General features: G+C 66.2%; 17 protein-coding genes and 1 tRNA gene. 10 read left to right on the top strand and 8 right to left on the bottom strand.

The window, feature by feature from the left end:
- Positions 1–447: 447 nt before the first annotated feature.
- On the top strand, positions 448–1,077 hold the full coding sequence (locus AC2D9V_RS00810; RefSeq protein WP_484712131.1) for an HNH endonuclease: 630 nt from the start codon (positions 448–450) through the stop codon (positions 1,075–1,077).
- A 174-nt stretch (positions 1,078–1,251) separates the two neighbouring features.
- Positions 1,252–2,157, top strand: a complete 906-nt coding sequence (locus AC2D9V_RS00805; protein ID WP_484712130.1) for a hypothetical protein — start codon at positions 1,252–1,254, stop codon at positions 2,155–2,157.
- On the opposite strand, the gene hisA is transcribed toward AC2D9V_RS00805, so the two are convergent.
- Positions 2,149–2,865, bottom strand: a complete 717-nt coding sequence (gene hisA, locus AC2D9V_RS00800) for a 1-(5-phosphoribosyl)-5-[(5-phosphoribosylamino)methylideneamino]imidazole-4-carboxamide isomerase (RefSeq protein ID WP_484712129.1) — start codon at positions 2,863–2,865, stop codon at positions 2,149–2,151. The genes AC2D9V_RS00805 and hisA overlap by 9 nt on opposite strands.
- Before the next feature lie 141 nt (positions 2,866–3,006).
- Between hisA and AC2D9V_RS00795 the strand changes: the two genes are divergently transcribed.
- A complete protein-coding gene (locus AC2D9V_RS00795) occupies positions 3,007–3,396 on the top strand; it encodes a DUF2147 domain-containing protein (protein ID WP_484712128.1) in 390 nt (129 codons plus the stop codon).
- A 65-nt stretch (positions 3,397–3,461) separates the two neighbouring features.
- Positions 3,462–4,349, top strand: a complete 888-nt coding sequence (locus AC2D9V_RS00790; protein ID WP_484712127.1) for a DMT family transporter — start codon at positions 3,462–3,464, stop codon at positions 4,347–4,349.
- Between the two features lie 12 nt (positions 4,350–4,361).
- Here AC2D9V_RS00790 and hisH read toward each other — a convergent pair whose 3' ends face one another.
- The 5 genes from hisH to AC2D9V_RS00765 form a co-directional block, all read right to left on the bottom strand.
- On the bottom strand, positions 4,362–5,000 hold the full coding sequence (gene hisH / locus AC2D9V_RS00785; protein ID WP_484712126.1) for an imidazole glycerol phosphate synthase subunit HisH: 639 nt from the start codon (positions 4,998–5,000) through the stop codon (positions 4,362–4,364).
- Positions 5,001–5,066: 66 nt separating this feature from the next.
- The gene (gene hisB, locus AC2D9V_RS00780) at positions 5,067–5,654 is read right to left on the bottom strand and encodes an imidazoleglycerol-phosphate dehydratase HisB (RefSeq protein WP_484712125.1); all 588 of its coding nucleotides are present in this window, start codon (positions 5,652–5,654) and stop codon (positions 5,067–5,069) included.
- Between the two features lie 99 nt (positions 5,655–5,753).
- The gene (locus tag AC2D9V_RS00775) at positions 5,754–6,839 is read right to left on the bottom strand and encodes an AI-2E family transporter (protein ID WP_484712124.1); all 1,086 of its coding nucleotides are present in this window, start codon (positions 6,837–6,839) and stop codon (positions 5,754–5,756) included.
- Between the two features lie 176 nt (positions 6,840–7,015).
- Positions 7,016–7,090 (bottom strand) — tRNA-Gly (locus AC2D9V_RS00770).
- A 180-nt stretch (positions 7,091–7,270) separates the two neighbouring features.
- Positions 7,271–10,732, bottom strand: a complete 3,462-nt coding sequence (locus AC2D9V_RS00765) for a pyruvate carboxylase (protein ID WP_484712123.1) — start codon at positions 10,730–10,732, stop codon at positions 7,271–7,273.
- 195 nt (positions 10,733–10,927) lie between these two features.
- On the opposite strand from AC2D9V_RS00765, the gene AC2D9V_RS00760 reads away from it, so the two are divergent.
- On the top strand, positions 10,928–13,300 hold the full coding sequence (locus tag AC2D9V_RS00760; RefSeq protein WP_484712122.1) for an ATP-dependent helicase: 2,373 nt from the start codon (positions 10,928–10,930) through the stop codon (positions 13,298–13,300).
- Between the two features lie 65 nt (positions 13,301–13,365).
- On the opposite strand, the gene AC2D9V_RS00755 is transcribed toward AC2D9V_RS00760, so the two are convergent.
- Together AC2D9V_RS00755 and AC2D9V_RS00750 are read right to left on the bottom strand one after the other, a co-directional pair.
- Positions 13,366–14,520, bottom strand: a complete 1,155-nt coding sequence (locus AC2D9V_RS00755) for a benzoate/H(+) symporter BenE family transporter (RefSeq protein WP_484712121.1) — start codon at positions 14,518–14,520, stop codon at positions 13,366–13,368.
- Positions 14,521–14,872: 352 nt separating this feature from the next.
- Complete coding sequence (locus AC2D9V_RS00750; protein ID WP_484712120.1) at positions 14,873–15,088, bottom strand: DUF1127 domain-containing protein; 216 nt, start codon at positions 15,086–15,088, stop codon at positions 14,873–14,875.
- 252 nt (positions 15,089–15,340) lie between these two features.
- On the opposite strand from AC2D9V_RS00750, the gene AC2D9V_RS00745 reads away from it, so the two are divergent.
- The 5 genes from AC2D9V_RS00745 to AC2D9V_RS00725 all read left to right on the top strand — a co-directional run bounded on the left by AC2D9V_RS00745 (position 15,341) and on the right by AC2D9V_RS00725 (position 18,747).
- The gene (locus tag AC2D9V_RS00745; protein ID WP_484712119.1) at positions 15,341–16,414 is read left to right on the top strand and encodes an Mrp/NBP35 family ATP-binding protein; all 1,074 of its coding nucleotides are present in this window, start codon (positions 15,341–15,343) and stop codon (positions 16,412–16,414) included.
- Between the two features lie 136 nt (positions 16,415–16,550).
- Positions 16,551–17,024, top strand: coding sequence for a VOC family protein (locus AC2D9V_RS00740; protein WP_484712118.1), 474 nt, complete (start codon positions 16,551–16,553; stop codon positions 17,022–17,024).
- A gap of 4 nt (positions 17,025–17,028) precedes the next feature.
- The gene (locus AC2D9V_RS00735; RefSeq protein WP_484712117.1) at positions 17,029–17,628 is read left to right on the top strand and encodes a dihydrofolate reductase family protein; all 600 of its coding nucleotides are present in this window, start codon (positions 17,029–17,031) and stop codon (positions 17,626–17,628) included.
- Between the two features lie 23 nt (positions 17,629–17,651).
- The gene (locus AC2D9V_RS00730) at positions 17,652–18,110 is read left to right on the top strand and encodes a VOC family protein (protein WP_484712116.1); all 459 of its coding nucleotides are present in this window, start codon (positions 17,652–17,654) and stop codon (positions 18,108–18,110) included.
- A 16-nt stretch (positions 18,111–18,126) separates the two neighbouring features.
- Complete coding sequence (locus AC2D9V_RS00725) at positions 18,127–18,747, top strand: TetR/AcrR family transcriptional regulator (RefSeq protein WP_484712115.1); 621 nt, start codon at positions 18,127–18,129, stop codon at positions 18,745–18,747.
- Positions 18,748–19,026: the final 279 nt, after the last annotated feature.

Below are 19,026 nucleotides of genomic sequence, written 5' to 3'. Positions count from 1 at the left end.
CCCGGGCGGGCGTCAAAAGCAAGCGGGATTGCAGCGGCGTGGTGACCACAGTGGTCAAGTCTGGATATTTTATGTTAATCAATATGATAGCAGATTTCATTAACCTTTTGGCAAGGTTTGTCCACGCTGCCATCTGAGCCCACCGGGCCGCCATCGGGCTTGCTTTTCCGCCGGGGTCGGATTTCCTGGGGCCATGACCAAGCTTGTTCTGCTGCACAAGGCAGGGTCGATCTACGACGACCTGCCCGATGCGCGCTATGACTTCCCCCGTCAGTATCTGAAGGCGGTCGAGGAGGGCGTGGGCGACTGGGTGGTCCATTACGAGCCGACGAAAGCCGGACCTCGGGGCTACTTCGCGGTGGCGAAGATCGCGGCGGTGATCCCGAAACCGGGCGAGGAAGGGCGGTTTCTCGCGCTGATCGAGGATTACCTGCCCTCGACCGCGAAGTGCCGCGCCTTCTGGACGGGCGACCCTTCGAGACGGCGCTTCAGGAGCCGGACGGAGGCCCGAAGTCGGGCGGGCTTGTCCAATCCGCCGTGCGCCGCCTGCCGGAGGCCGAGTTCGCTACAATCGTCCGACGGGGCCTGCCCGACGATCTGGAGCGGATCGAGGCGCGGGCCTACGATCCCGCTGCCGCTGGCTTTGACGACCCGGTTATCCCCTTCGAACGCCCTGTGATCGAACGCCTGACGAGCCGTCCCTATCGCGATGTCGCGTTCCGAAGGAAGGTGCGCGAGGCCTATGACTACCGCTGTGCCATGTCGGGACTGCGCCTTCGCAACGGCGGCGGACGGCCGGAGGTGAACGCGGCGCATATCATCCCGGTCGAGCGGCAGGGAAGCGATGCCGTCCACAACGGTCTGGCGCTGTCCGGCACGCTGCACTGGATGTTTGACCGGGGTCTCGTCAGCGTGGCCGAGGACTGGAGCATCCTTGTGTCGCGCAACAAGGTGCCGGGGGATGTGATCGACCGGCTGATCGTGCCGGGCGCAGGCTGGTCCTGCCGGCCGAGAGGCGTGATTGGCCGAATCCGCGCTGCCTGCGCTGGCATCGGGAGAATGTGTTCGGACAGATGAGCGCCGAGGGGCCGCAGCCCTGGGACTGATCCCGGGGGCGCTTGTCGGTGACTTCGTCCCTCCTCGCTGGCCTTGCGACGAGAAGACGAAGTTGCACGAGGAGCGGTGATGCGGGGCTTGGCCCGTCCGGCGGACCGGCGCTAGGCTGGCCGGAACGCAAGCGGGCGGGGGGCGATGGAGACTCTGCGCTATGTGCTGGCCTGCCTTGCCTGCGGCATCATCGCCGTCTGGGCGGGGGAGAACATGTTCTGGTTCATCCCGCCAGAGAACCTCCGTCCGTCCGATCTTGTCCTGACGGTCGTCGCCTATTCCATCGCCAGCGGCGTGGGGCTGAGCCTGGTCATCCTGTCCGGCCTCCGGGGTTTGCCTGCGGCCTTCTTGGGCGGGGCGGTCATGGGCTACATGGCCGAAGGCGTGATCGTCGGCACGATCTACGACCCCTTGCCGTTCTTCTGGGTCTGGACACCCCTGGCCTGGCACGCGCTGATCAGCGGCGGGCTGGTCCTTGGCCTTGGCCGGGCGGCGAGGGCGCTGGGCCCGCTGCGGATGGCGCTGATCTGGGGTGCCCTAGGGCTGGCATCGGCCTTCTGGGCGCAATACTGGCCCAGCGAAGCCGACGTCTTGCCGGGCCGTGCCGTGCTGGCGTTGTATCTGATCGGCTTTGGATGCCTTGTCGTGCTGGCGCAGGTGGTGCTCGACCGGATCGGATACCTGCCGCAGCCGCCCAGGGTGGTGCTCTGGATCGCGCCCGGGATCGCGCTGGCCGTCTGGGTGGCGCAGGGGATGGCGGACCTCAACCCGTTGCGGGTGCTTCTACCGCTGGTCATGGCGCTTCTGTGGTGGACCATGCGGCGGCTGGGCCAGCCCGGGGGCCCTGTCCCGCTCGGCCGGCCTGTCCCCGTCTGGCACCATGCGCTGGTGCTGATCGCGCCAGCCGTAGCGGTCGCGCTGGCCCAGCTGGGTTGGGCGCAGGGCTGGGGGACGCTTGGCGCAAATGTGGTGGTGGCGGCCGTTACCTGCCTTCTGTCGCTGGTCTGGCTTGGGCGGCTGATATGGCGAGCTCGCGCCGGGTCAGCCTAGCGCCTTGAGGGCCTGGGCCAGATCAATCGCCCCGTCATAGAGCGCCCGGCCCGAGATCGCCCCGGCGATGACGCCTGTATCGCGGAGCGCGATCAGGTCTTCCATCCGGCTGACGCCGCCGCTTGCGATCACGGGGATCGAGACCGCGCGGGCCAGCGCCTCGGTCGCTTCGATGTTGGGGCCTTGCATCGCGCCGTCACGGTCGATGTCCGTGTAGATGATCGCGGCGACGCCGGCGTCCTCGAAGGAGCGGGCGAGGTCGGTCGCGAGGATGTCGGTTTCGGTCGCCCAGCCCTTGGTCGCAACGCGGCCCTTGCGGGCGTCGATGCCGACGGCGACCTTTCCGGGGAAGGCGCGCGCGGCCTCGCGCACCAGCGCCGGGTTCTCGACCGCGACAGTGCCGAGGATGACCCGGGCAAGGCCCTTTTCCAGCCACATCGCGATGGTGGCCATGTCGCGGATGCCGCCACCAAGCTGGGCGGGGACGCTGATCGCCTTCAGGATCGCCTCGACCGCCGCCCCGTTCACCGGTTGGCCCGCGAAGGCGCCGTTGAGGTCGACAAGGTGGAGCCATGCGCAGCCCGCAGCCTGGAACTTCAGCGCCTGGACGGCGGGGTCATCACCAAAGACGGTTGCCGCCGCCATTTCGCCGCGCAGGAGGCGGACGCATTGGCCATCCTTCAGGTCGATCGCGGGGTAAAGGATCATGGGCGGCGCCTCTCTCGTGGTCGGCGCGTCTTTGGCATGGGGCGGAGCGAAAGGAAAGGTCCGGGTCGCGACCCGACGTCACGCTTGATCGGCAGGCGATCCTTGGCAAAGCCTGACGCATCATTCCGGGAGGAGGACCCCATGAAGACCTATCTTATCGCCGCACTCGTCGCGACATTCGGAACCGCTGCCCTGGCCGACCCCGTCGAGGGTGTCTGGCAGACCCGCAAGGACGACAACGGCAACTTCGGCCATGTCGAGATCAAGCCCTGTGGGCAGGCGTTCTGCGGCACGCTGATCCAGGCCTTCAACGGCGAGGGTCAGCCGATCGAAAGCCCGAATGTGGGGCGGCAGATCGTCTGGGACATGGTGGCCAAGGCGGACGGGCTTTATGACGACGGGCAGATCTATTCGCCCGACCGGGACAAGACCTACAGCGGTGACATGACGCTTTCGGGCGACAGCCTGAAGGTGCGGGGCTGCGTTCTTGGGATCTGCCGCGACGGCGGGACCTGGGCGCGGGTGAAGTAAGCGCAAGGATCGGGTTGCCCGAGGCCCTTGGTCCGGACAGCGTCCGGAGCGAAGGAGATCTCGCAATGGCACGCCCGGACTGGCTTTTTCTCGTGACCCTCTCCATCCTGTGGGGAGGGTCGTTCTTTTTCGTCGAAGTGGCGCTGGAGGGACTTCCCGCGCTGACGATCGTCTGGCTGCGGGTTGCGCTGGCGGCGGTTATCCTGTTCGGGGTGTTGCGGCTGTCCGGCATGGCGCTTCCGGCGCGGCAGGTCTGGCCGGCGATGGTCGTCATGGGCTTTCTCAACAACGCGGTGCCCTTCACGCTTTTCGCGCTGGCGCAGGGCGAGATCAGCGGGGCGCTGGCCTCGGTCCTGAATGCGACGACGCCGCTCTTCACCGTGCTGGTGGCGCATGCCGCGACGCGGGACGAGAAGATCACGCCGGCAAAGGCGGTGGGCCTCGGGTTCGGATTCCTCGGGGTCGTTGTGATGATGGCGGGGGCCGAACTCTCTGGTGCGCTTGCGGCAAAGCTGTTCTGCCTTGTCGCGGCACTGTCCTATGCCTGCGCCGGGGTTTGGGGGCGACGGTTCCGAAGGCTGGGCGTTGCGCCCCTGGCGACGGCTTTCGGGCAGGTCACGGCGGCGGCGCTGCTTTTGTTGCCGCTCTGGCTATGGGTCGACGCGCCCTGGATTCTGGGCTGGCCCGGGGCCCGGGTGGCCGGAGCGGTCGCAGGGATCGCGGCGCTGTCGACGGCGCTGGCCTATCTGATCTATTTCAGGCTCCTCGCCTCGGCCGGGGCGACCAACCTTCTCCTGGTCACCTTCCTGATCCCGGTCAGCGCAACGGTCCTTGGCGCAATGTTCCTGGGCGAGAGGCTTCTGCCCCAGCATCTGGCAGGGTTCGGGCTGATTGTGCTGGGACTGGTCGCAATCGATGGTCGAGTCGTTCGAAAATGGAAAGAAATCCGGTAGCAGACCGCTCTTTCAGGGCTTCCAGCGCAGGAAATTTGCAATAAGGCGCAGGCCGGCGGATTGGCTTTTCTCGGGGTGGAACTGGGTGCCGACGATGGTGTCGAGGCCGATAATGGCCGTGACAGGGCCGCCGTAGTCGCAATGCGCCAGGAGATGCGCAGGATCGGCGACGCGGAAGTGGTAGGAGTGGACGAAGTAGGCGTGATCGCCCGTCGTGATCCCGGCGAGCACAGGGTGCGGGCGGTCGATCACCAGGTCGTTCCAGCCCATATGCGGAACCTTGAGCGTCGCATCGGTCGGATGGATCCGCACGACGTCGCCGGGGATCCAGCCGAAGCCCGCGGTCTCGCGGTACTCATGGCCACGGGAGGCGAGCATCTGCATGCCCACACAGATGCCGAGGAAGGGGCGGGCCTTCATGGTCACCGCTTCGGCGATGGCCTCGTAAAGCCCGCCGTAGCTGCCAAGGGCGGCCCGGCAGGCCGGGAAAGCGCCGTCTCCGGGCAGGACGATCCGGTCGGCGCGGGCGACATCCTCGGGGCGGGAGGTGACAAGGATCTCGCCGCCGTCAACCTCCATCGCCATGCGCTGGAAGGCCTTTTCGGCGGAATGAAGGTTCCCGGAATCGTAGTCGACTAGGACGGTGAGCATCTTGGACCGGCGGGTTGGCGGAGAGGGCGGAGCCTCCGGCGGTGATATTTGGGGACGAAGAATGGGCTAGAGCGCGCCCTTCGTGGACGGCAGCGCGCCGCCGAGGCGGGGGTCGATCTCGACGGCCATGCGCAGGGCGCGCGCGACGGATTTGAACGCCGCCTCGGCGATGTGGTGGCTGTTCAGGCCGTGGGTGAGGTCGACATGGAGCGTAATCCCGCCGTGGGTCGACAGCGCCTGGAAGAATTCGCGCACAAGCTCGGTGTCGAAGCTGCCGATCTTCGGGGTCGGGAAGGACAGGTTCCAGACCAAATAGGGCCGGCCCGAAAGGTCAAGCGCGGTCGTGACCTGCGCGTCGTCCATCGCGAGCGCGAAATGGCCGTAGCGGCGGATGCCGGCCTTGTCGCCAAGCGCCTTTGCCAAGGCCTGCCCGAGGGCAATGCCCGTATCCTCGACCGTGTGGTGGTCGTCGATGTGCAGATCGCCCTTGGCGCGCACCGTGAGGTCGATCAGGCTGTGCCGGGCCAGCTGGTCGAGCATATGGTCGAAGAACCCGACGCCGGTCCTGCAGTCATAGCGACCTGTGCCGTCAAGGTTGACGGTGACCGAAATCTCGGTCTCGGCGGTCTTGCGGGTGATCTCGGCGCTGCGCATGGGCGGGCCTTTCGTCCTGAGTTCAACGGGCTGGTAAACCCTTGGACCCAATGGGGCAAGCCCCAGATCGGCACAATCCTGCAAGGCGTTGCGGCGCGGTCAGCTGGCCGGGTCACGCTCGGGTGTGTTCGAGATCAGAACGGCGATGAAGCGGGTGGCCGGGAAGGCATTGCACAGGATCGCCAGCATCGCGGTCAGGGGCACGGCAAGCAGCGCGCCGGGCAGGCCCCAGAGCGTGGACCAGATGGCAAGGGCCACGAGGATGACGAAGGGGCTGAGGTTCAGCGCGCGGCCCATCATCCGCGGTTCCAGAACGTTCGCCACGTAGGTCTGCACCGCGATGAGGAGGGTTCCAAGCACCGCAGATGTCCCAAGCGAGCCGAACTGGGCCAGCGACAGGATAACCGGCAGCATGACGCCCGCGGCGGACCCGACATAGGGGATATAGTTCAGAAGTCCGATCATCACGGCCCAGAAGACCGCGAAGTCGATGCCCATGTACCACAGGATGACGAAAGACAGCGCGCCGAGGATGACGTTGACCGCCGTCTTGATCGCCAGGTAGTCCCCGATCTTGCCGTTCGCCTCGCTGAGGAGGCGCCAGGTGCGCTCGGCCCGGTCGCCGTGCGGCAGCGCGATCGCCAGCTTGTCGGCGAAGGTGCGCCGCTCGATCATCAGGAATCCCGAGTAGATCAGCACGATGACAAACAGGAGGCCCAGGCTGGAGACCCCGCCCAGGATGCGCAGGGTGAGGGCCTGGAAGTTCAGGTTTCCAAGGGTCATGTCGACGAGTTCGTCCCAGGTCGGACTGTCCATCCCGGCCATGTTGGCGACAGAGTCAGCCAGCAATTCAAGATTCTGCTGGTAGCGCGGCATCGCGGCCACGAGGTCGTTCACGGTCATCGAGACGACAAGGCCAAGCGCCACGAGGATCAGCGCAAACAAGAGCAGCACCAGAGCGTGCACCAGGATCACCGGAACGCGGCGCAGGCCCGGCAGGCGCCGGAGCGCCTGGGCCGCCGTGGTCAGGATATAGACCGCGATGATCGCAAGGATGATCGGCAGGATCACGCCCTTGCCGATGACCAGAAGCCAGCCGACCATCAGGACCAGCGCAAGGGCAAGCACCAGGGTCAGAAGCGGCTGCCCCGCTTCGGCCTTCGCGTGCTGATCCTCTTCCGCCATGGCTCGATTCCCTTCGTTTGGGCGCAGCAGATGACACTTCGCGCCATTGGTCACGCGCAGATGAAGAACGGCAATCGTTTTTGGTGTCAAAGGTGCCGGGGACAACGGATTTGCTGCATCAGGGCCGGCGAAAACGAAAAGACCGCCCGAAGGCGGCCTTGTCGGATGGTCCCAACTGGAGCGGGCGATGAGATTCGAACTCACGACCCTAACCTTGGCAAGGTTATGCTCTACCCCTGAGCTACGCCCGCGCCGGTTGGACGAGGGGTGATTTATTGCGCGGCGCCGGGGGCCGCAAGAGGGAATTTGCACCGCCGGCGGTTTTTTCCGCTGCCCGGCCGGGGACCCGGGAATTTTCGTCGAAAATTCTTGGGCTTGGGCCAGGTCGGCGCGGATCAAGCCTGCCGGGAGGACCGGCAGGGCTGCCCGGCCTACTCCAGCTCCACCAGAAGATCCTTCGCCTCGATCTGCATGCCGGGCTGGACATGGACCGCCTTGACCGTGGCCTCTCGGTCGGCGTGAAGGCCCGTCTCCATCTTCATCGCCTCGATGTTGAGAAGAAGGTCACCGGCGCGGACCTTCTGGCCGACGCTGACCGCGATAGAGGCGATGGCACCCGGCATCGGCGCGCCGACATGGGCGGGGTTGCCGTCCTGCGCCTTGGGCCGGGCGGCGGTCTTGGCCTTGACCGCACGGTTCGGCACCCGGATCACGCGCGGCTGGCCGTTCAGTTCGAAGAACACCCTGACCTCGCCTTCGTCGGTCGTCTCGCCCACGGCCTGCAGACGGATCTCCAGCGTCTTGCCGGGGTCGATCTCGGCGGTGATCTCGTCGCCGGGTTCCATGCCGTAAAAGAAGGTGCGGGTCGGCAGGACGCGGACCGGGCCATAGGTGCGGTGGCGGGCGCGGTAGTCCATGAAGACCTTGGGATACATGAGGTAGCCGTTCAGGTCCTCGTCATCCACCGTCTCGCCTTCGGCTTCCTCGTCGCCAAGACGCAGGTCCTGCGCCAGTTTCTTGCGCGTGGCCTCAAGATCGACGGGGGGCAGGTGCTTGCCGGGCCGGTCGGTCAGGGGCGTTTCGCCCTTGAGCACCTTCTTCAGGATGCCCGCGGGCCAGCCGCCCGGGGGCTGGCCAAGATTGCCGCGCAGCATGTCCACCACCGAGTCGGGGAAGGCCACGTCGACGGCAGGATCCTCGACCTGCGCGCGGGTCAGGTTCTGCGCCACCATCATCAGCGCCATGTCGCCCACGACCTTCGACGAAGGCGTGACCTTCACGATATCGCCAAACATCTGGTTCGCGTCAGCATAGGCCTGCGCCACTTCGTGCCAGCGCTCCTCCAGCCCAAGGGACCGCGCCTGCGCCTTGAGGTTGGTGAACTGGCCGCCCGGCATCTCGTGCAGGTAGACCTCGGAGGCGGGGGCGGGCAGGCCGGATTCGAAGGCGGCGTATTGCGCGCGGACTTTCTCCCAGTAGTTCGAAATCTCGCGGATCGCCTTGATATCAAGGCCGGTATCGCGGTCGGTGTGCTTCAGCGCCTCGACGATCGAGCCAAGGCAGGGCTGCGAGGTCCCGCCCGAGAAGGCGTCCATCGCCGCGTCCACTGCATCCACCCCCGCATCGCAGGCAGCAAGGATCGTGGCGGCCCCGGCACCAGAGGTGTCATGGGTGTGGAAGTGGATCGGCAGGCCCACCTCCTGCTTCAGCGCCTTGATCAGGACGCGGGCCGAGGCGGGTTTCAGTAGCCCCGCCATGTCCTTCAGCCCCAGCACATGCGCGCCCGCGGCCTTCAGGTCCTTGCCCATGGTGACGTAATACTTGAGGTCGTACTTCGACCGGGCGGGATCAAGAATGTCGCCGGTATAGCAGATTGCGGCCTCGCAGACCTTGTTTGCTGCGACCACAGCGTCCATCGCGACGCGCATGTTCTCGACCCAGTTCAACGAGTCGAAGACGCGGAACACATCCACGCCGGCCTTAGCCGACTGGGCCACGAAGGCCTGCACGACGTTGTCGGGATAGTTGGTGTAGCCGACCCCGTTCGAGGCGCGAAGAAGCATCTGCGTCATCACGTTCGGCATTGCGGCGCGCAGGTCGCGCAGGCGCTGCCAGGGGCATTCCTGCAGAAAACGGTAGGCGACGTCGAAGGTGGCCCCGCCCCAGCATTCGACGCTGAAAAGCTGCGGCAGGTTCGCGGCATAGGCGGGTGCGACGCGGATCATGTCGATCGACCGCATTCGCGTGGCGAGAAGGCTCTGGTGCCCGTCGCGCATCGTGGTGTCGGTGATCAGCACCTTCTTCTGCGCGCGCATCCAGTCGGCCACGGCCTGCGGCCCCTTCTGTTCCAGAAGGTTGCGGGTGCCCATCGCGGGTTCCGCCTTCAGGGCAGGCGGCTTCGGCGCCTTTGCCTCGGCATGGGGCTTCGGGCGGCCGGCGGTTTCAGGGTGACCGTTCACCGTGATGTCGGCGATGTAGGTCAGGATCTTCGTCGCCCGGTCCTTGCGGCGCTTGAAGTTGAAAAGGTCGGGCGTCGTGTCGATGAACTTGGTGGTGTAGGTGTCGTTCAGGAAGGTCGGGTGCTTGAGGAGGTTGACCACGAACTCGATGTTCGTCGCCACCCCGCGGATGCGGAACTCGCGCAAGGCCCGGTCCATCCGGGCGATGGCCTTTTCCGGCGTCTGGGCATGGGCCGTGACCTTCACCAGAAGCGAGTCGTAGTAGCGGGTGATGACCGACCCCGCATAGGCCGTGCCGCCGTCCAGCCGGATGCCGTTCCCGGTGGCGGAACGGTAGGCGGTCAGGCGGCCATAGTCGGGGATGAAGTTGTTCAGCGGGTCTTCGGTCGTCACCCGGCACTGGAGTGCATGACCGTTCAGCTTCACATCGGCCTGCGACGCGACGCCGGTCGCCTCAGGCAGGGACTTGCCCTCCTCGATCAGGATCTGGGCCTGGACGATGTCGATGCCGGTCACCTCTTCGGTGACGGTATGTTCGACCTGCACCCGGGGGTTCACCTCGATGAAGTAGAACTTGCCCGAATCCATATCCATCAGGAACTCGACGGTGCCCGCGCATTCGTAGGCCACATGGCTGCAGATGCGCTTGGCCATTTCGCAGACTTCCTCGCGCTGGGCCTGCGTGAGGTAGGGGGCCGGAGCGCGTTCCACGACCTTCTGGTTCCGCCGCTGCACCGTGCAGTCGCGTTCCCAAAGGTGCCAGCAGTTACCCTGCTTGTCGCCAAGGATCTGCACCTCGACGTGGCGCGCGCGCTGGATCATCTTTTCAAGATAGCCCTCGCCGTTGCCGAAGGCGGCCTCGGCCTCGCGCCGGCCCTCGCGCACCTTGGCCTCAAGCTCGTCCTCGTTCAGGATCGGGCGCATCCCGCGGCCGCCGCCGCCCCAGGAGGCCTTGAGCATAAGGGGATAGCCGATGGCCTTTGCCTCGGCCTTGATCGCGGCGAAATCGTCGCCCAGCACCTCGGTCGCCGGGATGACCGGCACGCCCGCCTCCATCGCCACGCGCCGTGCGCTGGCCTTGTCGCCAAGGGCACGCATCGTCTCGGCCCGGGGGCCGATAAAGGTGATCCCGGCCTGATCGCAGGCATCGACGAAATCTGGGTTTTCCGACAGAAGGCCATAGCCCGGGTGGATCGCATCCGCCCCCGCCATGCGGGCCACACGGATGATCTCGGGGATACTGAGGTAGGCACCTACCGGCGACAGCCCCTCGCCGATCCGGTAAGCCTCATCGGCCTTGAAGCGGTGGAGGCCAAGCTTGTCCTCTTCGGCATAGACCGCGACGGTCTTCTTGCCCATCTCGTTCGCCGCGCGCATCACGCGGATCGCGATCTCGCCCCGGTTGGCGATGAGGATCTTCTTGAATTCGGGCATCATGGCCTCCCCAGGCAGGACCCCAGCACATTAGGGGCGCTGCGGTGCGGCGCAAGGGGGATTGCCGCCGATTCCTGACAGAAATGCGACAGCTTGCCCCGCTGTGGTGTTAGCGCCAACATCCCGGGCTTTCATGCCCGAACAATCCGCGAACGCAGGCCTTCCTTCGGGCGCGGTTCAGGCTATACTGGCCAGATGAACGCTTGGGACGAAGACGAGGCTTTTGCCGCCGCCGCCGCACCGATCCCGCTGTCGCAGCGGGCGCTGGCGGGGCGGGGCGCGCCCTATCTCGACGACCTGAACCCTGCGCAGCGCGCGGCGGTTGAGGCGCTGGATGGGCCGGTCCTGATGCTGGCCGGGGCGGGGACGGGCAAGACCAAGGCACTGACCGCGCGGATCGTCCATCTTCTTCGGTTGTCGAAGGCCCGTCCGAACGAGATCCTCGCCGTGACCTTCACCAACAAGGCCGCGCGCGAGATGAAGGAGCGGGTGGGTCGGTTGCTGGGCGAGGTGGCGGAAGGGATGCCCTGGATGGGCACCTTCCACTCGCTGAGCGTGAAGATCCTGCGGCGGCATGCCGAACTGGTCGGTCTGAAGCCGAACTTCACCATCCTCGACACGGATGATCAGCTGCGTCTTCTGAAACAGCTCGTGCTGGCCGCGAACATCGACGAAAAGCGCTGGCCCGCGCGGTTGCTCGCCAGCCTGATCGATGGCTGGAAGAACCGCGCCTGGACGCCCGAGAAGGTGCCGTCGACGGAAGCCGGGGCCTATAACAACCGGGGAACCGAGCTTTACGCGGCCTATCAGGAGCGTCTGAAGACGCTGAACGCGGTGGATTTCGGCGACCTTCTTCTGCACTGCGTGACGATCTTCCAGACCCGCCCGGACGTACTGGAGCAGTACCAGCGCTGGTTCCGCTATATCCTCGTCGATGAGTATCAGGACACCAACGTCTGCCAGTATCTCTGGCTGCGGCTTCTCGCCCTGGCGCACCGGAACATCTGCTGCGTCGGTGACGACGACCAGTCGATCTACGGCTGGCGGGGGGCCGAGGTTGGCAACATCCTGCGGTTCGAGAAGGACTTTCCCGGCGCGCAAGTGATCCGGCTGGAGCAGAACTACCGCTCGACCGGCCATATCCTCGCCACGGCCAGCGGGATCATCGCGAAGAACGCCGGACGGCTGGGAAAGACGCTATGGACGGCGGGTGACCTTGGCGAAAAGGTCCGCCTCATCGGCCACTGGGACGGCGAGGAAGAGGCGCGCTGGATCGGGGAAGAGATCGAGGCGCTTCAGCGTGGCACTCGCGGTCGCGATCCGGTGGACCTGAACCACCAGGCGATCCTCGTCCGCGCCTCCCACCAGATGCGGGCCTTCGAGGACCGGTTCCTGACCATCGGCCTCCCCTACCGGGTGATCGGCGGGCCGCGGTTCTATGAGCGCCAGGAAATCCGCGACGCGATGGCCTATTTCCGGCTGGCGGTCAGCCCGGACGATGACCTCGCCTTTGAGCGGGTTGTGAACCTTCCAAAGCGGGGGTTGGGGGACACCGCGCAGGCAAAGATCAATGTGCTGGCGCGGGCGGCGGGGGTGTCCCTGCTCGACGGCGCGCGGGAGGCCTTTGCGAAGGGGGTGATCCCGGGGAAGGGGGCCTCGCAGCTAAGGGCCTTTGTCGACGGGGTGGATCGCTGGCATCTGGCGACGCTGCACCCGGAATACGACCACATCCGGCTGGCCGAGACGATCCTGGACGAGAGCGGCTACACCGAGATGTGGCAGAACGACAAGACGCCGGAGGCGCCCGGAAGGCTCGACAACCTCAAGGAACTCGTGAAGGCGCTGGAGCAGTTCGACAACCTGCAGGGGTTCCTCGAGCACGTCTCGCTCATCATGGACAATGAGACCGAGGGGGCGGAGGAGAAGGTCACGATCATGACCCTTCACGCCGCGAAGGGGCTGGAGTTCCCCGTCGTCTTCCTGCCGGGATGGGAGGATGGGCTTTTCCCCAGCCAGCGGAGCATGGATGAAAGCGGGCTGAAGGGGCTGGAGGAGGAGCGGAGGCTCGCCTATGTCGGGATCACCCGCGCCGAGGAGGTCTGCACGATCAGCTTTGCCAGCAATCGCCGTGTCTATGGCCAGTGGCAGTCCCAGCTCCCGTCCCGATTCATCGACGAGCTGCCACCGGAGCATGTCGAGGTGCTGACGGCCCCCGGCCTTTATGGCGGGGGCTACGGGGCGGCGGCTCAGGTCGGATTCGGGTCGGGGCTGGAAGAGCGGGTCTCGCGGGCGGACGTCTACAACTCGCCGGGGTGGCGGCGGATGCAGGAGAATGCGGGCAACCGGCCGATGCGGCAGCCGCAGGAGGCGCGGCATGTGGTGATCGATATGGAGGCGGCCTCGCCATACGTCATCGGGGACCGGGTATTCCACCAGAAGTTCGGCTATGGCGAGATCATGGGGATCGAGGGCGACAAGCTGGACGTGGAATTCGACCACGCGGGCACGAAAAAGGTCGTCGCGCGCTGGGTGATCCCGGCGGACCAGGCGGATGACGTGCCGTTCTAGGCCACGGTGACCACAGTGGTCAAAATCGGATTATTTAATGATCGCAAAGGCTTGCTTGTGGGCGTTCAGGAAGCCTTAACCTTTGGCCGCAGCCGTTCCAGCGCCTGAACCGCGATCCCTGCGACCAGCCCCCAGAAGGCCGCGCCGATGCCGAAGGCGGCGACGCCGGATGCCGTGACGGCGAGGGTCAGGGTGGCGGCGAAGCGCTGGTCGGGGGCCGCGAAGGCCCCGGCCAGAGCACCCATGAGGGGCGAAAGCAGGGCCAGCGCGACAAGGGCCAGCACCACGGGGGCGGGAAGCGCCGCGAGAAGCTGGAGGACCATGGGCGAAAGAAGGCCGAGCACCACCCAGGCCCCGGCATAGGCTAGGCCGACGATCCAGCGGCGGTCCTTATCCGGTTGGACGTCGGGGCCAAGGCAGATCGCGGCGGTGATCGCGGCCATGCTGACCGTATGCGCCCCGAACGGCGCGGTCAGGGCCGAGATCAGGCCGGTTACGGTAAGGGCGGGGGCGACGGGCGGCTCATACCCCGCGGCGCGCAGCGTGGCGAAGCCGGGCAGGTTCTGGCTGGCCATGGTCACAAGGTAAAGCGGCAGACCGAGGCCGAGGATGACCGACAGGCGGAACTCGGGGACCACGGGTTCGAGATGGGGCGCGGCGAGGGAGAGGGTCGTCAGGTCGCTGCCGGTGAAGAGTGCCAGGACGATCCCGGCGGCGAAGGCGGCAAGCACGGCCATCGCGGGGTTGAAGAGGCGCACGACAAGGAAGACCGCGACCATCGGCAGGACGACCATCGGCAGGGCCTCGGCCGCGCCGGCACCCTTGAGGCAGAAGGGCAGGAGGACCCCGGCCAGCATGCCCGCGGCGATACCGTCGGGGATCTTTGCCACAAGCGTTCCAAGCGGCCGGATGAGGCCCGTCGCGGCGATCAGGAGGCCAGCAACGACGAAAGCGCCCACGCCTTCGGCCAGCGTGATGCCGGAGGTCGCTGCGATCAGCGCCGCCCCCGGCGTGGACCAGGCCAGCACCACGGGCACCCGCGACTGCCAGGAGAGAAATGCCGAGCCTGCGGCCTTTCCAAGCGAAACGGCCAGCAGCCAGCTTGCGGCCTGTTCGGGCGTTGCCCCGAGCGCGGTGGCGGCGGCCAGCACGATGGCGACCGAAGCCGCGTAACCGACAAGCGCGGCCACGGTTGCCGCCGAAAGTACCGAAAGCCGCATCAGCGCCTCGAACAGGGTGGGCCACTATCGGGGGATGTCCGGGGAGGTGCAAGGGGAGGGGGTGCGGCGGTGCCTGGGAGGAGGAGTGGCACCGCCGCGTTATGGAGCGCCCAGGGAGGAGGAGAGGGCGTCCAATCACGTTGGACCCGAAGGCCCGGTGGGGGTTACGGCGGCGCCAGGGAGGAGGAGAGGCGCCGCCGCAGTGTCAGATGGCCCGAGGGAGGAGGAGAGGGCCATCCGATGACTTGGGGCAGTTTGCCCCGGAGTAAAGAGGCGGCGATGCCAGGGAGGAGGAGGGCATCGCCGCTTATCGCAAAGGTCCCAGGGAGGAGGAGAGGGACCTTACGAAAACTCACTTGCCGTAAGCGGCCTCATGCGCAAGCTCGGGGATCGCGAGGCGCGAAATGCCGAGGTCGTTCAGCTCACGGTCGGTCAGGGCGTTCAGCTCGGCCAGCGTGCGGGAATACACGCGGCGCTGCTGGATGGCGGTTGCGATGCCGTCCTTCAGAAGCGCCAGGCGGGCCATCAGGCCGCCACGAGCAATCTGGGTGGTGTTTGCGTATGCCATGTCTCTCAAGCCTCTATTCAGTCTGGTCAGCAACGTTCTGTCGCGCTGTTAGGGGTAACATGGGCCACTTGCTGCATGTGCACAATAGCGCCCCATCGCAATGCTGCCATGCAGCATCCGCATGGCTGAGGTCACGGAAATGTCATGATTTGTCAGCGGCTTCGCCGGAATTTTGAGCGTTTGGTCAACAGACCTTGCCCTTCTGCGCAAAGATCACGACCTTAGTGGAAATCTTGTGCAGCGAGGAAACAGATGTCGGTAGATCGCGAGGCGGTGATGCGGGTCCTGGCGGGGGTGGCGCACCCCGGTGGCGGCGATCTGGCGGGCCGCGATCTGATTCGCGCCCTGACCGTCGAGGGCGGTCTGGTGCGCTTTGTGATCGAGGCCGCGACCCCGGACGAGGCCCGCGCGCTTGGGCCCGCGCAGGCCGAGGCCGAGGCGCGGCTGAAGGCGCTGCCGGGGGTGACCGGCGTGCAGGTGGTGATGACGGCGCATGGTCCGGCACCCAAGGCCCCGCCGCCGACGCTGAAGATCGGCCAGCATCCGACGCCGCAGCAGGGCGGCCCGCAGCGGATTTCCGGGATCGACCGGATTATCGCCATCGCAAGCGGAAAGGGTGGAGTGGGCAAGTCGACCGTCGCCTCGAACCTTGCGGTGGCGCTGGCGCGGGCGGGGCGGAAGGTGGGCCTTCTGGATGCCGACATCTACGGGCCGAGCCAGCCGAAGATGATGGGCGTGTCGAAGCGGCCCTCGTCGCCCGATGGCAAGATCATCGAGCCTTTGGTCGCGCATGGGGTTACGATGATGTCGATCGGGCTGATGCTTAAAGAGGACGAGGCGGTCGTCTGGCGCGGGCCGATGCTGATGGGGGCGCTTCAGCAGCTTCTGGGGCAGGTGGCCTGGGGCAAGCTTGACGTGCTGATCATCGACCTGCCGCCCGGAACGGGGGATGTGCAGCTGACGCTCTGCCAGCGGACGCAGCTGACCGGGGCGATCGTGGTCTCGACGCCGCAGGACGTGGCGCTTCTGGATGCGCGGAAGGCGCTGGACATGTTCCAGAAGCTGAAGACGCCGGTGCTGGGGCTGGTCGAGAACATGTCGACCTATGTCTGCCCGAACTGCGGGCATGAGGCGCATATCTTCGGGCATGGCGGTGTGGCCGCCGAGGCGGCAAAGCTGAACCTGCCCTTCCTGGGCGAGCTTCCCCTGGCGCTGGATACTCGCGTTGCCGGTGACAGCGGCACGCCCATCGCGGCGACCGATGGTCCCCTGGCCGAACCCTATGCGCGGCTGGCCGAACGGCTGATCGCCGGCGGGATGGGCTGAGCGCCTTTCACCGGATTTTCGTTGCGTGATGGCGGGGTTTTGGCCGATGGCGTGAGTTTGCGTTGAAAACATACCAACTGGTTGGTATTCTGCTCCTCCAGATGATGAGTCGTTTGTCATGGGGGAGGAGACACACATGGCCAACAACATTCGGACCTGCCTTTGGTTCCGCGACGGACGCGGCCCCGAGGCCGCCGCTTTCTATTGCGGCCTGATCCCGGGCAGCCGGGTTGAAAAGACCTTCGCCGGTGACAACGGGATGGGCGGCTTTTCGGTCACCGATTTCACCCTTGGCGGCGTGCCCTACCAGATCCTTGACGCTGGCCCGCATTTCATGCTGACCGAAGCCGTCTCGATCTCGGTCGAGACGGATGACCAGGCCGAAAGCGACCGGCTTTGGTATGCGCTGACGGCCGATGGCGGCGAGGAAAGCGTCTGCGGCTGGCTGAAGGACCGTTATGGCGTGTCCTGGCAGGTCTTTCCGCGCCGGCTGACGGAACTGACGACAAGCACGGACAAGGCGGTCTCGGCGGCGGCGATGGCCGAGATGATGAAGCAGAAGCGCATCGACATCGCGGCCATCGAGGCGGCGGTGCGGGCGGCGGGCTGACGCGATGCGGACGCTGCGGATCATCGAGCATATCTCGCTGGACGGAGTCATCCAGGGGCCGGGCGGGCCGGAGGAGGACCTGTCGAATGGGTTCAACCACGGCGGCTGGGCCTTCCCTCACCACGGCGACGAGGCGGGTGCTGCGATCGATGCCGCACAGGGGCAGGGGTTCGACCTCCTTCTGGGGCGGACGACCTATGACATCTTCGCCAGCTACTGGCCGCAGCAGTCGGGGCCGATGGCCGACAGCCTGAACGGGGCGAAAAAGTTCGTGGCGACGCATCGGCCTGAAAGCCTGGCCTGGGGGCCGGTCGAGGCGCTGGACCGCGACATTGCCACCGGGATCGCGCGGGTGAAGGCGGAAGGTGGGCCCGATCTGATCGTCTGGGGCAGTTCCACGCTGACGCCCCTCCTCATTGCCGAGGGGCTGGCGGACGAGGTCGTGCTGTTGGTCTTCCCGGTGATGATCGGGCGGGGGAAGCGCATCTTTTCCGACCAGGCCGCGGCGAGCGAGCTGCGCCTCGTCGACAGCCGGGCGACGGCTTCGGGGGTCGTCGTCTCGACCTACAAGCCCGCCGGGCCGATGCGGACCGGCAGTTTCTGAACCAAATGCAAGGGAGGACCGACATGGCCGACACGACCCAAGACCAGCGCTACCGACCGGAGGACCGGATCATGCAGGGCGTGATCCCCTATCTCGCGCTGCCCGGCAAGGCAGGCGAGGCGGCGGATTTCTACATGCGCGCCTTCGGGGCCAAGGACATCGGCCGGATGCCGATGGAGAACCAGCCGGGCCAGTTCATGCATGTGCAGGTCGAGATCAACGGCGGCGCCCTGATGCTGACCGACAACGACATGATGTCGAGCGCGCAAGGGGGAACCGATCCGATCCCGCGCGGGCATCTTCAGCTGGTGGTGCCGGACGGGCAGGCCTGGTGGGACCGCGCGGTCGGCGCGGGCTGCACCGTGCTCGCCCCGTTCGAGCGGCAATTCTGGGGTGACACCTGGGGCCTTTTGTCCGATCCCTTCGGGCTGAAATGGGCCGTGTTGACACCCGACCCCGCGCTTTGGGACAAGGAAGCATGACGGCGGTCCCCTTATCTTGACGGCATCCCCGCCCCTCCGCGTTCCCCGGGGCGAGGCGCGCGCGCGGCTGATCGCTGCGGCGCAGACCCTTGTGCGCCATCAGGGATATGCCGGGACCAGTGTCGATGATCTGTGCGCGGCGGCGGGCGTGACGAAGGGTGCCTTCTTTCACCACTTCCCGTCGAAAGAGGCGCTGGCCGTCGCCCTGATCTACGACTGGACCGAGACGACGGGCGCGATGTTCGCCGCGCACCCCTACAACCAGCTGCCCGACCCGCTGGACCGGGTCTTCGGCTATCTTGACCTGCGCCGCGAGATCCTTGGCCAGCCGGTCGCGGACTTCTCCTGCGTTGCCGGAACGACGGTGCAGGAAGCCTTCGAAAGCTCGCCCGCGATCCGCGAGGCGGCGGCGCGCAGCATCGCCTCGGGCGTGGGGCATGTGCTGCGCCACCTTGAAGAGGCTCTGGCCGCCCATCCGGTGCCCGGGGTCACGGCCGAGGGGCTGGCACGGCAGTTCCAGGTCGCGGTTCAGGGCGGGATCATCCTGGCCAAGGCAGGGGCCAGCGCCGACCCGGCGCGCGAGGCCTTCGATCACCTGGAACGCTACCTGCGGCTTCTCTTCGGCAGACCCGTCTGACTACCCGCGATTCGAATCATTCAGGGTGGGATTTCGTGGGAATGGCGCCATTTCCTGGGTGCGATTCTCACTTCTGAACCGGATTCACCTTCAGAAATTCCGCGCGCAGGCTTGCGACACGCTGCATCAGGAAGAATTTTCGGGAAAGCATGGGCCTGCACGGGCTGGCACCATGGATACCATATCTAGCGGATGATTTCACGTTCTGCCCTAGAATTTGCTTACTCTAAGTCAATCCGATCACAACATCCTGCTCTGCGGACCTGTCACACACAACAT

This window comes from Tabrizicola sp. T46, from assembly GCF_057219895.1.
The sequence above is the reverse complement of the archived record's forward strand: the minus strand, read 5'-3'. Positions and strand labels throughout refer to the sequence as shown.

Bases quoted from the DNA above. Each gene is read 5' to 3' on its own strand.
- AC2D9V_RS00805 (WP_484712130.1), top strand. From the start codon at position 1,252: ATGGAGACTCTGCGCTATGTGCTGGCCTGCCTTGCCTGCGGCATCATC.
- hisA (WP_484712129.1), bottom strand. From the start codon at position 2,865: ATGATCCTTTACCCCGCGATCGACCTGAAGGATGGCCAATGCGTCCGC.
- AC2D9V_RS00795 (WP_484712128.1), top strand. From the start codon at position 3,007: ATGAAGACCTATCTTATCGCCGCACTCGTCGCGACATTCGGAACCGCT.
- AC2D9V_RS00790 (WP_484712127.1), top strand. From the start codon at position 3,462: ATGGCACGCCCGGACTGGCTTTTTCTCGTGACCCTCTCCATCCTGTGG.
- hisH (WP_484712126.1), bottom strand. From the start codon at position 5,000: ATGCTCACCGTCCTAGTCGACTACGATTCCGGGAACCTTCATTCCGCC.
- hisB (WP_484712125.1), bottom strand. From the start codon at position 5,654: ATGCGCAGCGCCGAGATCACCCGCAAGACCGCCGAGACCGAGATTTCG.
- AC2D9V_RS00775 (WP_484712124.1), bottom strand. From the start codon at position 6,839: ATGGCGGAAGAGGATCAGCACGCGAAGGCCGAAGCGGGGCAGCCGCTT.
- AC2D9V_RS00765 (WP_484712123.1), bottom strand. From the start codon at position 10,732: ATGCCCGAATTCAAGAAGATCCTCATCGCCAACCGGGGCGAGATCGCG.
- AC2D9V_RS00760 (WP_484712122.1), top strand. From the start codon at position 10,928: ATGAACGCTTGGGACGAAGACGAGGCTTTTGCCGCCGCCGCCGCACCG.
- AC2D9V_RS00755 (WP_484712121.1), bottom strand. From the start codon at position 14,520: ATGCGGCTTTCGGTACTTTCGGCGGCAACCGTGGCCGCGCTTGTCGGT.
- AC2D9V_RS00750 (WP_484712120.1), bottom strand. From the start codon at position 15,088: ATGGCATACGCAAACACCACCCAGATTGCTCGTGGCGGCCTGATGGCC.
- AC2D9V_RS00745 (WP_484712119.1), top strand. From the start codon at position 15,341: ATGTCGGTAGATCGCGAGGCGGTGATGCGGGTCCTGGCGGGGGTGGCG.
- AC2D9V_RS00740 (WP_484712118.1), top strand. From the start codon at position 16,551: ATGGCCAACAACATTCGGACCTGCCTTTGGTTCCGCGACGGACGCGGC.
- AC2D9V_RS00735 (WP_484712117.1), top strand. From the start codon at position 17,029: ATGCGGACGCTGCGGATCATCGAGCATATCTCGCTGGACGGAGTCATC.
- AC2D9V_RS00730 (WP_484712116.1), top strand. From the start codon at position 17,652: ATGGCCGACACGACCCAAGACCAGCGCTACCGACCGGAGGACCGGATC.